The following is a 13,201-nucleotide window of genomic DNA, read 5'->3' as shown; positions in this document are numbered from 1 at the left end:
GCCACGGTCCGCGATGACGTCAGGAGTCGGTCACGTCAGCCGTCGGTCACGTCAGTCCTCGATCGCGTTCGCCTCGCGGATCCGGACCGAGAGGTCGTTGTCGTTCGTGTAGTACGGCCCCGCCTCCAGCGGTCCGTGCACCGTGGTGTCGAGCCGCACCGACGGGTAGGTGAAGATCTGCTTCTTGTCCGGCACGTCGTCCAGGAGCCGGGCGAGCCGGACCCGCGGCCCGCTCTCCCCCGCCGGGCGCAGCCAGAGGTCCCAGGGGCCCGGGCCGCTGTCGGCGAGCACGTCGCAGCGCAGTCCGAAGCTGAACTCCACGCCGTCCGCGGTCAGTTCGGAGCGCTCGATACGGTCGGGCTCGGACCGCAGGGACGCCTCGGCGTAGGCGGCGCCGGTCAGCACCGTGCCGTACACGCGGCCCTGCGCGGTCACCGCGGTGCCGGAGATCCGCAGCTCGCCGATCTCCGCGTGCGGGGCGCGCAGCCAGCTGCGTACGGAGAGGTTGCCCTGCTTGGTCGCGTACGGAATGCGTACGGCGATGTGGCCGCGGGCCCCGCTGGGTGCGCGGTCGACCAGCGAGCGCAGGTCGTTGACGCCGGGCGCGAGGCGGCGGGGGGTGCCGCCCCCGACCTGTGCGTAGGCGTTCCAGCGTCCCTCGGCCAGCTCGACGCTGCTGGGCAGCGCGGCCCGCAGCCTGCCGTCGGCCGCCGGGGACAGCGGCAGGCGCACGTCCTCGTCGGCGGACGCGGCGTCACGGCGGCGCAGCAGCAGGTAGGCCGCGCCCTTGCCGCCGGGGTCGGTGACGTCGAAGGTGAGGCCGCCCGCGGAGTCGGCTATGCAGTCGGCGCGCGGGGCCGCGGCGACGTCCTGATCGGTACCGGCGTCGCAGGGCGATGAGGCGTCCGAGGTGGCCAAGGCCGTCATGCGGTGGATCCCTTCGTCTGTATGCCGCTGGTCGGTACCCCGTGTCCCATGTCCCGTACCGCGTACGCGCCGCCGAGGAGCGCGCCACGGGTGCGGTGCAGCGTGCCGCGCACCCGGCCGCCGAAGGAGCCGCCGCGGGCGAGCATCCCGGTGAACATCGCGTCGTAGCGCTCGGCGATGCGGGCCGGGTCGAAGCGCTCGGAGTCCTGGAGCGCGGCGCCCGCCATCCGCCGGCGCAGCGTGTCGTTGTTGATCAGTTCGAGCAGTCCGCCCGCTATCGCGTCGGGGTTGCCGACCTCGACGAGGCGTCCGTCGACGCCGTTGTCGATGATCTCGCCGGGCCCGTGCGGGCAGTCGGTGGCGACGACGGGCAGGCCGCAGCGCATCGCCTCGACGATCGTCATGCCGAAGGACTCCAGGCTGGAGGTGACGGCCGCGATGGAGCCCTTGGCCCACTCGGGCTCGATGGGGTGGGCGGGCCCCATCAGGAAGACGTGGTTGTAGAGGCCGAGTTCGTCGATCAGAGCGCGCAGCTTGTCCTTCTGCTTGCCGCCGCCGTATATCCGAAGCCGCCAGTCGGGACGCTCGGCGCGCACCTGGTCGAAGGCGCGGATCAGCAGGTCGTACCGCTTGACGGGGGCGAGCCGTCCCGCCGCGACGACCCACTTCTGGTTGCCGTCGGCGGGCTCGATGCCGGGCGCGGGCACGGGGTTGGGGACGGCCTGGACGTGGACGCCGGGCAGGCGCATGGTGCGGCGGTAGGCGCGGGCGTCGGCCTCGGTGGTCGTGGTCAGGACGTCGAGGCGGGGATAGACGCTGCGCAGTTGACGGCGCAGTTCCTTGGAGTGGCTGTCGAGCGTGAGGTGCTCCTGGCCGACGCGCAGCGGGCCGCGCGCGGTCTCGCGGGCGAGGTGCACGTTCAGGCCGGGCCGCGTGCCGACCACCACGTCGGAGCTGACCGAGGAGAGGTGCTCGGCGATGCGTCGGTCGGTGAGGGCGCTGTACTGGTCGTAGCGGCCTTCCGCGCTGGGGAAGGTCCGGGCGGGCCGCAGGGCCTCGGCGGCCTCCCCCTCGTAGCCGGGGCTGTCCTTGCGCATGTCGACAAGGTGACTGAGCCTGACGCGGGAGTCGGGCGAGAACACGGGGGCGTCACGGTGCCGGAAGACGGAGACGATCTCGACGTCGTGCTGCTCGGCGAGAGTGTTCGCCAAGTTGTACGTCGTCCGGATCGTCCCGCCGATTCCGTACGCGTTGTGAATAAGGAAAGAGATGTGCATGCGTCCCCGTATCCCACGCTTCCCCGCGGACAGTCCCTCTCGTCCGCCTACCGCAGGGTTAGACGGGGATTAAGGACAGAGGGTTGGGTTTCATCATCATCTTGTTCCTGAACAGTTGTGCCATTGGTATCCGGTTCCGGGAACTTTCCTGCTAGGTACACGCATCATGGCTGGTAGGAGAGCTGCGGCACCTCGAAGCAGTTTTCGTTCATGTCTCCCTGTGTGACCCACCCCTCACCGTCCTTCCAGCGGGCCACCGACACACAGGTCATACGGGTCTCGGGCGGATCGGCCCGTTCCTCGTACGTCACCGGAAGCAGCAGCCCCCGCGCGGTGTACGGCTTCCCCCGGTTCATGAAGCGGTCGACGCACGCGCGCGTGACGTCGCCCCGGCAGGACTTCGCCGCGTCCGTGAACCACATGGCCGCCGCCCAGCCCTCCAGCTGCCACTGGGAGAGCACCTTGTGGTCCTTCATGGCGTCGCGGAACTCACGCACGGCCGGCTGGTCAGTGTCCTCGTAGCTGCGGCTCGCGCCGGTGGCCCACAGGGCGTTGCGGCAGCGCGGTGCGTCCTTGTAGTCATCGGCCACGGAGGAGGTCCAGTTCTGGACGTTGGTGACCTTGGCGGTGACCTTGGCCCCCACCTCGTCCATCGCCTCGCACAGCTGCGTGTTCCCGTGGGTGTCCATCGCGTCGAAGACGAGGTCGGCGCCCTGCTCCTTCAGGTCGGCCGCCGCCGCGCGGAAGTTGGGCAGCGCGAAGTCGACCTGCTCGGTGACCACCTTGTAGCCCTCGGCCTTCAGGCCCCGGGTGACCAGACGGGCGTACGCGGCGGAGGCGGCCTGGTTGTAGGAGACGACGGCGGCGGTCCGTGCTCCCTGCTCCCGCTTGAAGTAGCGGTAGACCTCGGTCCCGCCGATCAGCTTGCCGTCCCAGCCCGGTTTCCCGTTCCGTGGGGCGAGGCTGCCGTAGATCCCGTACAGATGCGGATAGGTGTCGTACGCGGACCCGATCGGCTGGCCCCCGACGTCGGGCACGCGCGCGCGGGAGACGCGAGAGGCCCCGGCGTAGTCGAGGGAACTGGTCGCGACGAGCGCGACGACGCGCTCCTCGTCGACCAGCTTGTGCACACACGCGTTGTTGCCGACGCCGCTGCCGCCGTCGTCGCACGTACGCACCTCGACCTTGCGCCCGTCGATGCCTCCCCGGGCGTTGAGCCGCTCGAAGTACGCCTTGGCCCCGTCCCGCGGCCCGGTGAACGCCGAGCCGCCGACCGGGCTGGTCGCGCTGGTGATGATGCCGACCCGGACCGGCGCCCCCGACGGGGCGGGCGCCGTGCTCCTGTCCTCGAAGTCGCTCTCGGGGAGGCGGCTGCCGCACCCCGCCACCGCCACGAGCAGCGCGGCTACGGCAAGGGCCTCAACAGCCCGGACCGGGCGACGCATTGCCGCTCAGCTTCACCAGTGCGCAGAGAGTCTTGACGGACACCTTCCAGGTGTCGTCCTCGTTGACGGAGGTTCCCGAGGCGGAGGGCAGCGCGGTGGCACCCTTCAGAGTCAGTGCGTACGTCACGTCCGCCTCGGTCGCCGAGGTGAACTCGACCTTGTTGACCTCGGCGCTGACCTGCTCGCCGCGCTCGTCGCCGCTGAAGCTCTTCAGGACGGCGCGCATCTTCGGCCCGTTCTCCAGAACGGCCTCCTTCTCCTTCATGGAGACGGCGGGATCGAAGAACTTCTCGAAGTTCTCCTTGACCTCTTTCTCGGCCGCCGCCGGATCCGCGGGCGCGGTCGCGTCGTCCGAAGGGGCGTCCGAAGGGACGTCCTGGGTCGACTTCTCGGCGGACGGCTTGGGCGGATCGCTCTCGCCGCCCCCGCCGCTGTCATCACCGCATGCCACGGCGGCCGGAGCGACGAGCAGGACCGCGGCAGCCGCCATCGCCGCGCTCCGCACCCTTCCCCGCCTGAGATCGCTCCCCCGCCTGGGGTTGGTCCAGAGCACCATCTGGCTCACCACCGGGTGTCGGTCCGGACCATCAGGGCCCGGTGCTTTCAGGGTCAGCTTGCAGAAGGCATAGTGCAAGCCATCGGCTGACATGGACAGCCCACCGACGCTACGAACGTGTCCCAGGGGGCGCAGATGCGGGCGGCTCAACCGGATCAGACAGCCAGTTCGGCCCGGCTCCGTGCCGTGCGCCCGCTCCTCTGGGTGGCCTTCGCCGCCCTCGCCACCGGTGCGGTGCTCTGCGTGGTCGGCTGGTACGGCATGTCCGGCGAGCGCTTCGCCGAGCGCCAGCTTCCGTATCTGGCGTCGTGCACGGTGCCGGGCGCGGCACTGATCATCGCCGGGGCCGTGCTCTTCACCCACGGCAGAAGCGCCCTGTCCACGGCCCGCGTGGAGGAGCTGTACGAGCTCCTGGTGACGGCGGGGACGCCCACCGAAGCCACCGACCGGCAGGCCCCCGTGGCGACCAGCGGCGACTCGCTGATGATCCCCGGCGGAACCCTCTGGCACCGGGCGGACTGCCCCCTGGTGGCAGGGAAAGCGGAAGCGGTCCCCGCGGACGCCCGCATCCTCGCGACCGGCGACCTGAGCCCCTGCCCCATCTGCGAACCGCAGCCGACCACCACTCCGCCCCCGGAGCGATGACCCGGTGGCCTCCCTGAGCTACGACCTGACGCTGGCCGGGCTCGCGGTCGGCAGCGCGGCGGCCCTCACCGGCATCGGCCTGATCGTCACGTACCGCGCGACCGGCGTCCTGAACTTCGCGCACGGCGCGATCGCGATGGTCTGCGCGTACGTCCTGCGCGAACTGACGGTTCAGTGGCACTGGCCCCTTCCGCTCGCCACGGCGGTCACGCTCCTCCTCGTCGCCCCGGCCATCGGCCTGCTCCTGGAGAAGACGGTCTTCCGCCCCTTGTCGGTCCTGGGCAGCGACCCGGCCCAGACCCTGGTGGCGTCCATCGGCGTCTTCATCCTCCTGGTCGGAGGCGCCGCCCTGATCTGGGGCCCAGGGGCGAAGGCGGACGCCCCCACCCTCGTATCGGCGGATCCCTGGGCCCCGCTGGCCGTGACGGTCGCCCTCGCCACCACGGTCTGGGCGATCACCCGCTGGACCCGCTTCGGCAGCGAACTGCGGGCCGTGGTCGACAACCGCCCTCTCGCGGTCCTCAGCGGCATCGACGCGGACCGGGTGGCATCCGCGGGCTGGGCGTTCGGCGCGTTCACGGCAGGTCTGACCGGCGCACTGCTCGCCCCCTTCGTACGCCTCGACCCGTACGGCATGCCGCTCCTGGTCATGGAGGTCATGGCGGTGGCGGTGGCGGCCCGCATGCGGAGCCTGTCCATCGCGGTGATCGTGGCCCTCGGCCTCGGCGTGGCCCAGAGCCAGCTGACCCGCCTGCACCCATCGGGCTGGGCGGAACCACTCGTCCAGGCCCTGGGAGCCAACCTCTTCGTGGTGGCCCTCCTCGTCGCGGCCCTGGTGCTCCCGGGCATCGGCTCGCAGAACACGCTCCCCCGCACGGTGACGGCGCGCGTCCCGACGCCTCCGGGCGCGTGGATAGTGGCGGCGGTCCTCTTCCTCATCCCGCTGGGCTTCGCGGGCTCGGACCTGACGACCTCGGTCCAGGTCCCGGCCCTTGCGGTGATCCTCCTCTCCCTGGTGATCGTCACCGGCAGAGGCGGCCAGATCTCGCTCGGCCAGGCGGCGTACGCGGGCCTGGGCGCGCTCTTCACCGCGCTGCTCACGGCGGGCCGCTTCCCGGGGCTGCCCGAGCTCCCGCACCTCCCCGCCCTGGCCGTGGCCGTCCTCCTGGTGGCCCCGCTCGGCCTCCTCACCGGCTGGCCCGCGATCAGCCGCCGCGGCCTGGCGCTCGCCCTCGCGACCTTCGCGGTAGGCGTCGGCGTCAGCCGCTTCGTCTTCGCCCAGCCGTACGCGACGTCGGGCCTCACCCTGGACCGCCCTGCGGGCTTCGACAGCGACCGCGCGTTCTACGTCCTGGAACTGGCCCTGCTCGCCGCGGCGTTGCTCTTCGCCTTCAGCATGCGCCGGGGCCGCATGGGGCGCGCGCTGGCCGCGATGCGGGACCACGAGGCGGGGGCGGCGGCCGCGGGCGTGCCGGTGCGCAGCCTGAAGCTCACGGCCTTCGTGGCCGGTGCGGCGCTGGCCGCTCTGGGGGGCGGGATGCTGGGCATGGGCCTACGGGCCTTCGACCCCGCCGCGTACGACCCCGTGCGCGGGCTCCTCTGGTTCGCGGCGGTGGTGGTCCTCGGCGCGGACAGCCTCCTGGGGGCGCTCGTTGCGGCGGCGCTGCTGGTGGGGCTGGACGCGGGGGCGCGGGGCGGTGTGGCGGCGGCCTTGATCGGTGTCCTCGCGGTCCTGACCGGCCGTGTTCCGACCACCGCCGGGTGGACCCGCCGCCTGTCCCTGACCCCCCTGGGCCACCGGGCCCGCAGCGCTCTGGCCCCTACCTCCCGATCACCCCGCAGCCCCACCTCAACGAACAAGCCCTCCCACCCACCCGCCCGTTCACCCCGCATCCGCCCCTGGACGAACAAGCTTTCCCGCCCACCCACCCGATTGCCCCGCAGCGAGAGTCTCACCGGCCCGCAGACGCCATCGCGGCCCCTGGGGACGGTTCGGTATGTCCGCCCGGAGCACGGTTCGCGGCGCTCCGGAGCCGAAGCAGCCCCGCGGCCACCGGGCGATAGCGAGGACGGACATACCGAGGCGGCCCCGCCCCCGAGCGGATCCCGCCGCGAAACCCCGCACCACCCCTTGGCGGCTCACGGAATCACCGCCACCTACAACGGCTTCACCGCCCTCGACGGCGTGGACCTCTCCGTGCCCCCCGGCCACATCACCGCCGTAGTAGGCCCCAACGGCGCAGGCAAGAGCACCCTCTTCCACTGCCTCGCCGGCACCCTCCGCCCCGACAAGGGCCAGATCACCTACGACGGCCACGACATCACCCGCACCCCCGCCCACGCCCGCACCCGCCTGGGCGTGGCCCGCACGTTCCAGCAACTGGCGGTCTTCCCGTCACTGACCATCACGGAGAACGTCCAAGTAGGCGCGGAACAGGCGGCCCGCGCCCACAGCCCTGAGACCGGGACCACCACCCAGGCCCTCCGCCTCCTCTCCCTCCACGGCGACAACACCCGCCACCACCCCGCCGCAGACCTCCCCACCGGCACCCTCAGACGCGTAGAACTCGCCCGAGCCCTGGCAGGCCGGCCCCACACCCTCCTCCTGGACGAGCCCGCAGCAGGCCTGGACAGCGCCGAAGTCGCCGCGCTGGCCCGCATCCTGCGGGCCCTGGCGGCCGACGGCATGGCACTCCTGGTGGTCGAGCACGACATCGACCTGGTCGCGAACCTCGCCGACACCGTGCACGTCATGGCAGCGGGCCGCATCATCACCTCGGGCCCGCCGACCGAGGTACTCCACCGGGCGGCCCCATGAGAGCCGGCATCGAACTCCACGACGCCCGCGTCCGCTACGGCCCCCTGGAAGCCCTGCACGGCGTGAGCCTCGCCGCCCCGTCCCCCTGCCTCACGGTCCTCCTGGGCCGCAACGGCTCGGGCCGCACCACGACACTGCGCGCCCTGGCCGGCACGGCCCCCCTCACCACAGGCACCGTCACCTGGGACGGAACGGACGTCACCCGGCTCACCGCGCACGAACGCGCACAACGGGGCCTGTGCTTCGTGCCGGACGGACAAGCGGTGTTCGGCCACCTCACAGTGGCGGAGAACCTAGAGCTGTCGACCCCAGCCCACAACGCCGACCCCGACCCCGACCCCAGCCCCAGCCCCCACGCAGAACAAGACCACTCCCCACCCAGAGCCGACATCACCCCGGCCCTGACCACCTACCCCGAACTACGCCCCCTCCTCCGCCGCCGCGCAGGCACCCTCTCCGGCGGCGAGCAACGCATGCTCGCCCTCTCCCGCGCCGTCCTGACGGCCCAGGCCCACGCCCGAGTGATCCTGATCGACGAACCCACCCAGGGCATGTCCCCCGCCGTCGCGTCCCGGACGTACGACCTGCTCGTCGGCCTCAGCGCACGCGCCTGCGTCCTCACCGCGGAACAGCGACTGCCGCCCGGCCTGCGCGAACACGCGAGCCGGACGGCAGTGGTGGTGCACGAACTGCGCCGTGGCGCGGTCGTGTTCAGCGGCGAGGCGACGGAGCTCAACCGCCGGTGGCGGCCTTGCCGACCTTCTTCAGGATGACCAGCTTGGTGCCGACATCCAGCTCGTCGGGCCGACTCCCCACAGCCTTCCGGTTGGCTTGATACAGCGCTTGCCATCCGCCCCGCACCTTGTACTTCCGGGCGATGGAGCTCAACGTCTCCCCCGCCTTCACCACGTGCACGACGACACGGCCCTCCCGAATCTCCTTCGGGATCTTCTTCGAGCACACGGGCCAGGCCTTCCACCCCTGGGTACGCAGCACCTCCTCGGCGACCTTGATCTGCTCCTTCTTGGTGGCGAGGTCGGCACGCGGCGCGTACTTGAGCCCGCCGTGCTCCTCCCAGGTGGGCTGGTAGAACTGCAGCCCTCCGTAGAAGCCGTTCCCGGTGTTCACATGCCACCGGCCACTGCTCTCGCACTGCGCGAGGCAGTTCCAGGGCCCCTCGGTGCGTGAGCAGTCGTACGCCGCTGCGGCGGCACCGGGCCCCGGCAGGGGCGGCGGCGGAGCAGCGGCGGCCGCGGAGACCGGGAGCAGCAGCGTGGAGAGGAGCGAGGAGACCGCGGCGACGACCAGACCAGCGGGCCACAGCGACCGAAGACTCTTGATCGGCATCGGATACATCCGCCCACGCTAGGCAGCGCCACCCCGGCGCGAGGCCGTGCCGCGCCGCCACGGACGTGGCCCCACCCGGTCGGCCGACCGAGCAGGGCCACGCCAGAGCAGGGCCACACCCCTGAAGGGCGGAACTCAGAGGTCGAGCCGCTGCCCCGGCAGGATCACATTCGGGTCCCCGCCGATGACCGCCTTGTTGGCGGAGTACACCTTCTGCCAGCTGACGCCGTGCGCCGCCGCGATCCGGCTCAGGGTGTCCCCCTGCCGAACGGTGTAGTCACCGCGCCCGGAACCCCGGTCGGCATGACCCGGCGTACGCCGCTGCGGCGCCGCGGGCTGCTGCTTGACGGCCTTGGGCGCCTTGGACGCCTTGGGTGCCTCGGCCGCCTTGGGCGCCGCAGGAGCGGCTGCCGCCCCCGGAGCACTGCCGGACGCACCCGCCCGAGCCGAACAGCTGGGCCATGCGCCCCACCCCTGAGCGCGCTGGACCTTGGTGGCGACGGCGATCTGCTGCCCCTTGGACGCCTGGTCGGCGGTTGCCGCATAGGCTCCTCCGCCGTACGCGCGCCAGGTGGACGCGGAGAACTGCAGTCCTCCGTAGTAGCCGTTCCCGGTGTTGATGCTCCAGTTTCCGCCGCTCTCGCACTGAGCGATGCGATCCCACACTCCGCTGTCCGCCGCTCCGGCCTGGCCGGTGGCGGTGAGCAGTCCCAGCGGAGCGAGCAACGCCGCTCCGCCGATCACTGCTGTCCTGCGAATGCACTTGGGACGTGCGGACATGAATATCCCTCTCGAAGGACCCGGGATCCCCCAGGTGTCCCGGACCTCCTCGCGCATCTGACGCCGGAGGCCCGCTCACCCCGTCCGCCGGAGTTCGGCACGTTCGTGCCGTGGTGCTTGAGCTGGCTGCTGGTGCGGCCGGCGGACGTACCCGAGCGGTGCTCACTGCACACAGCGGTGGAATCTAGGCGCCCACTCGCCCCGATACCAACCAACTCCTTGTCATTCCAGGCCAGTTGACCGTTACCGGGAGTATCGGCGAATTCAAGCCAGCCACTTAATTCCCTGATTTCAGGATTTGTCGACCTGTCGCCACGGCGATCTGTGACCCAGCTCACCGGCCCAACTTCCCTGTACGCAGTAGACGTTGGCGCGGAGTGACGGATTCCACCGGGCAACTCACCCTCCGCTGCGGATGGTTCGATTCCGTTCGCCTTCGCGCGTGACTTGCGCCACTGATCGCCCGTTGTCTTCTTATGAGCCGGGCACCCCCGGTCCGCACGCAACGATTCCGAGGAGCCACCCGTGCCGCGCATGCTCGACGTCGGCGACGACGTCCGCGCCGAGATCGGCGACGAAGAAGCCGACCGGCTGCTCGCCGGAGAGAACGCCCCGGGCAGTTACGACTGCACCTCCTGCCGCACCCCCGGCGACACGGAGCAGGAACGCACCAGCACGGTCCTGTTCATCGGCGACGAGACCGCCGTACTCGCCTTCGCCCACGCCACCTGCCTGCCCTCCCAGATCGTCCAGGTCTCCGAGGAGCAGCTCCAGGGCGCCGTCCGCTCGATCACCGGCGAGGACGGCACCGGCCTCGCCGGGGTCCCCGCCCCCGCTCCCGGCGAGGGAGTGCCCGACCAGGCGGTCCTCGGCGTGACCAGCGGTCTCGTCCTCATCGAGGGCGAGCTGCGGCCCGCGCTCGTCGTCGAGCCGACCGGCGCCATCGCGCGCCCCGGCTCCGCGCCCGGCGGCGGCGACGACTTCCTCCAGCTCCTGGTCGAGCAGGGCTTCCACCCGGTGGCCTCCCTCGACGGCGTACCCCCGGTGCTGCACGGCTGGTCCGTGCTGCTCGCCGCGGGCCAGCTGCACGCCGTGCTCCAGCCCGGCGCGGGATTGGGGTCTCCCCTGCACGAGCGAAGCCGAGCGCTTGGGGAAGGCTCCCCCGTCGCCTGGTGGCAGGCCCACCACCCGCTCCAGGTCACCGAGGCCTGGCGGGCCGCGGCCAACAAGCTGCAGACGGTGCTCCTGTTCGCGGCGCCGGTCGGCTCCATCGGCCGCCAGCCCCGCGAGGACCTGCTGCGCGGCGCCCTGGACAAGGCGGCGGTGCACGGGCGTCTGGTCGCGGCGGCGATGCCGCTCGCCGGCACCTGAGCCCCCGCGGGCCGCGCCGCCGCCACGCCCCGGGTCCCCTCTGCGCCGGTCATGCTCCCGGCGCCCCGTGAAAGCGGCGCGGCCCCCGCATCCGTACGCGGACGGGGTCGTTGGCACATACGTGCACACATACGACCCCTCCCGCCCCCGGCCGGCGTACCAGTCCCCCATCCCCTCCATGCGCTCGGCGCAGGAGACGGGGGCCGACCACTCGGCCACACCGATCTACGACGCGCTCTACTCGGAGTACCGCAGGTCGTTCAAGGCCCTTCCGGGAGACCGGACCGGCGAGGAGGATCTGGGCTTCACGTCGTTCGGCAGCGCGCCGTACGGCACGCACCGTGTCGGCGACCGGCACGACCAGCGGCACAACACCTTCAGCCAGCTGCACGTCACCCGCTACGGCCACGAGCAGCACGGCACCATGCACCAGCAGTTCCCCGCGGCGCTGCCGCCGGGGCCGCGCAGGGGGATCTGAGGCGCCGCCGCCGACGCGATGGGCCGGGCCCCGCCTTCCACATGAAGGCGGGGCCCGGCCCATCGGTCCGTCCGTGCTTACTTCTTGCGGCCGCGCTTCTCGCGCACCCGCACCGAGATGTGGATCGGCGTGCCCTCGAAGCCGAACTCCTCGCGGAGCCTGCGCTCCACGAAGCGGCGGTAGCCGTGCTCGATGAAGCCGGAGGAGAAGAGCACGAACCGCGGCGGCTTCGTGCCCGCCTGCGTGCCGAAGAGGATGCGGGGCTGCTTGCCGCCCCGGATCGGGTGCGGGTGGGAGGCCACGAGCTCGCCGAGGAAGGCGTTGAGCCGCCCGGTCGGGACGCGCGTCTCCCAGCCCGCGAGGGCCGTCTCGATCGCCGGGACGAGCTTCTCCATGTGGCGGCCGGTCTCGGCGGAGACGTTGACGCGCGGGGCCCACGCGACCTGGAGGAGCTCGGTCTCGATCTCCCGCTCCAGGTAATAGCGGCGCTCCTCGTCGAGGACGTCCCACTTGTTGAACGCGACGACGATGGCGCGGCCCGCCTCGACGGCCATCGTGACGATGCGCTGGTCCTGGACGCTGATCGACTCGCTGGCGTCGATCAGGATGACCGCGACCTCCGCCTTCTCGACGGCGGCGGCCGTGCGCAGCGAGGCGTAGTAGTCGGCGCCCTGCTGGAGGTGGACGCGCTTGCGGATGCCCGCGGTGTCCACGAACTTCCAGACGACGCCGCCGAGCTCGATCAACTCGTCGACCGGGTCACGGGTGGTGCCCGCGACCTCGTTGACGACCACGCGGTCCTCGTTCGCCACCTTGTTGAGCAGCGACGACTTGCCGACGTTCGGGCGGCCGATCAGCGCGATGCGGCGCGGACCGCCGACCGCGAGGCCGAAGGTCGTGGCGGGTGCCTCGGGCAGCGCGTCAAGGACGGCGTCCAGCATGTCGCCGGTGCCACGGCCGTGCAGGGCGGAGACAGGGTGCGGCTCGCCGAGGCCCAGGGCCCACAGGGCGGTGGCGTCGGCCTCGCCGGACTGGCCGTCGACCTTGTTGGCGCACAGGACGACGGGCTTGCCCGACTTGCGGAGCAGCCGGACGACCGCCTCGTCCGTGTCGGTGGCGCCGACGGTGGCGTCCACGACGAAGACGACCGCGTCGGCCGCCTCGATCGCGTACTCGGCCTGGGCGGCCACGGACGCGTCGATGCCGAGGACGTCCTGCTCCCAGCCGCCGGTGTCGACAAGCTTGAAGCGGCGGCCCGCCCACTCGGCCTCGTACGTCACGCGGTCGCGGGTCACGCCGGGGCGGTCCTCGACGACGGCCTCGCGGCGGCCGATGATGCGGTTGACGAGGGTCGACTTGCCGACGTTGGGGCGTCCGATGACGGCGAGCACGGGCAGCGGGCCGTGGCCCGCATCGCCGATCGCGCCTTCGACGTCTTCGGCGTCGAAGCCCTCTTCCGCGGCGAGCTCCATGAACTCCGCGTACTCGGCATCGCCAAGCGCCCCGTGCTCGTGTTCAGCCGAGCCTTCGGGCTGGATCTGGTCGTTCATGAAGTCC

General features: G+C 71.8%; 12 protein-coding genes. 5 read left to right on the top strand and 7 right to left on the bottom strand.

Features of this window, described 5'->3' with window-relative positions:
• Positions 1 to 51: 51 nt before the first annotated feature.
• From M4V62_RS32835 to M4V62_RS32820, 4 genes are all read right to left on the bottom strand, one after another.
• Entirely contained in the window at positions 52 to 927 is an 876-nt protein-coding gene (locus M4V62_RS32835; protein ID WP_249590817.1) for a FixH family protein, read from the bottom strand.
• The gene (locus tag M4V62_RS32830; protein ID WP_249590816.1) at positions 924 to 2,204 is read right to left on the bottom strand and encodes a glycosyltransferase family 4 protein; all 1,281 of its coding nucleotides are present in this window, start codon (positions 2,202 to 2,204) and stop codon (positions 924 to 926) included. Before M4V62_RS32830 ends, M4V62_RS32835 begins: the two co-directional genes overlap by 4 nt.
• A 164-nt stretch (positions 2,205 to 2,368) precedes the next feature.
• Positions 2,369 to 3,649 (bottom strand): ABC transporter substrate-binding protein, encoded by a 1,281-nt coding sequence (locus tag M4V62_RS32825; RefSeq protein ID WP_249590815.1) that lies wholly within the window; start codon positions 3,647 to 3,649, stop codon positions 2,369 to 2,371.
• On the bottom strand, positions 3,624 to 4,205 hold the full coding sequence (locus M4V62_RS32820; RefSeq protein ID WP_486388584.1) for an MTB12 C-terminal domain-containing protein: 582 nt from the start codon (positions 4,203 to 4,205) through the stop codon (positions 3,624 to 3,626). The genes M4V62_RS32825 and M4V62_RS32820 overlap by 26 nt, the downstream gene beginning before the upstream one ends.
• A gap of 135 nt (positions 4,206 to 4,340) precedes the next feature.
• Between M4V62_RS32820 and M4V62_RS32815 the strand changes: the two genes are divergently transcribed.
• From M4V62_RS32815 to M4V62_RS32805, 3 genes are read left to right on the top strand one after another with little or no spacing between them, the layout of a single operon-like run.
• Positions 4,341 to 4,850 (top strand): hypothetical protein, encoded by a 510-nt coding sequence (locus M4V62_RS32815; protein ID WP_249593109.1) that lies wholly within the window; start codon positions 4,341 to 4,343, stop codon positions 4,848 to 4,850.
• A gap of 4 nt (positions 4,851 to 4,854) precedes the next feature.
• A complete protein-coding gene (locus M4V62_RS32810) occupies positions 4,855 to 7,668 on the top strand; it encodes an ABC transporter permease subunit (protein ID WP_249590813.1) in 2,814 nt (937 codons plus the stop codon).
• Positions 7,665 to 8,441, top strand: a complete 777-nt coding sequence (locus M4V62_RS32805; protein ID WP_249590812.1) for an ABC transporter ATP-binding protein — start codon at positions 7,665 to 7,667, stop codon at positions 8,439 to 8,441. Before M4V62_RS32810 ends, M4V62_RS32805 begins: the two co-directional genes overlap by 4 nt.
• Here the strand turns inward: M4V62_RS32805 and M4V62_RS32800 are convergent.
• Both M4V62_RS32800 and M4V62_RS32795 read right to left on the bottom strand, forming a co-directional pair.
• The gene (locus tag M4V62_RS32800) at positions 8,401 to 9,024 is read right to left on the bottom strand and encodes a LysM peptidoglycan-binding domain-containing protein (RefSeq protein WP_249590811.1); all 624 of its coding nucleotides are present in this window, start codon (positions 9,022 to 9,024) and stop codon (positions 8,401 to 8,403) included. The two genes, M4V62_RS32805 and M4V62_RS32800, sit on opposite strands and share 41 nt — an antisense overlap.
• Before the next feature lie 126 nt (positions 9,025 to 9,150).
• Positions 9,151 to 9,795, bottom strand: a complete 645-nt coding sequence (locus M4V62_RS32795; RefSeq protein WP_249590810.1) for a LysM peptidoglycan-binding domain-containing protein — start codon at positions 9,793 to 9,795, stop codon at positions 9,151 to 9,153.
• A gap of 525 nt (positions 9,796 to 10,320) precedes the next feature.
• Here M4V62_RS32795 and M4V62_RS32790 point away from each other — a divergent pair.
• Positions 10,321 to 11,166 (top strand): hypothetical protein, encoded by an 846-nt coding sequence (locus M4V62_RS32790; RefSeq protein ID WP_249590809.1) that lies wholly within the window; start codon positions 10,321 to 10,323, stop codon positions 11,164 to 11,166.
• Between the two features lie 178 nt (positions 11,167 to 11,344).
• On the top strand, positions 11,345 to 11,644 hold the full coding sequence (locus M4V62_RS43765) for a hypothetical protein (protein ID WP_344646439.1): 300 nt from the start codon (positions 11,345 to 11,347) through the stop codon (positions 11,642 to 11,644).
• A 77-nt stretch (positions 11,645 to 11,721) separates the two neighbouring features.
• Here the strand turns inward: M4V62_RS43765 and der are convergent, their stop codons facing one another.
• A complete protein-coding gene (gene der, locus M4V62_RS32780; protein WP_249590808.1) occupies positions 11,722 to 13,194 on the bottom strand; it encodes a ribosome biogenesis GTPase Der in 1,473 nt (490 codons plus the stop codon).
• Positions 13,195 to 13,201 lie beyond the last annotated feature (7 nt).

The sequence above is a fragment of the Streptomyces durmitorensis genome (genome assembly GCF_023498005.1).
Classification (GTDB): Bacteria; Actinomycetota; Actinomycetes; order Streptomycetales; family Streptomycetaceae; genus Streptomyces; species Streptomyces durmitorensis.
The sequence above is the reverse complement of the archived record's forward strand: the minus strand, read 5'-3'. Positions and strand labels throughout refer to the sequence as shown.

Bases quoted from the DNA above. Each gene is read 5' to 3' on its own strand.
- M4V62_RS32835 (WP_249590817.1), bottom strand. From the start codon at position 927: ATGACGGCCTTGGCCACCTCGGACGCCTCATCGCCCTGCGACGCCGGT.
- M4V62_RS32830 (WP_249590816.1), bottom strand. From the start codon at position 2,204: ATGCACATCTCTTTCCTTATTCACAACGCGTACGGAATCGGCGGGACG.
- M4V62_RS32825 (WP_249590815.1), bottom strand. From the start codon at position 3,649: ATGCGTCGCCCGGTCCGGGCTGTTGAGGCCCTTGCCGTAGCCGCGCTG.
- M4V62_RS32820 (WP_486388584.1), bottom strand. From the start codon at position 4,205: ATGGTGCTCTGGACCAACCCCAGGCGGGGGAGCGATCTCAGGCGGGGA.
- M4V62_RS32815 (WP_249593109.1), top strand. From the start codon at position 4,341: ATGCGGGCGGCTCAACCGGATCAGACAGCCAGTTCGGCCCGGCTCCGT.
- M4V62_RS32805 (WP_249590812.1), top strand. From the start codon at position 7,665: ATGAGAGCCGGCATCGAACTCCACGACGCCCGCGTCCGCTACGGCCCC.
- M4V62_RS32800 (WP_249590811.1), bottom strand. From the start codon at position 9,024: ATGTATCCGATGCCGATCAAGAGTCTTCGGTCGCTGTGGCCCGCTGGT.
- M4V62_RS32795 (WP_249590810.1), bottom strand. From the start codon at position 9,795: ATGTCCGCACGTCCCAAGTGCATTCGCAGGACAGCAGTGATCGGCGGA.
- M4V62_RS43765 (WP_344646439.1), top strand. From the start codon at position 11,345: ATGCGCTCGGCGCAGGAGACGGGGGCCGACCACTCGGCCACACCGATC.
- der (WP_249590808.1), bottom strand. From the start codon at position 13,194: ATGAACGACCAGATCCAGCCCGAAGGCTCGGCTGAACACGAGCACGGG.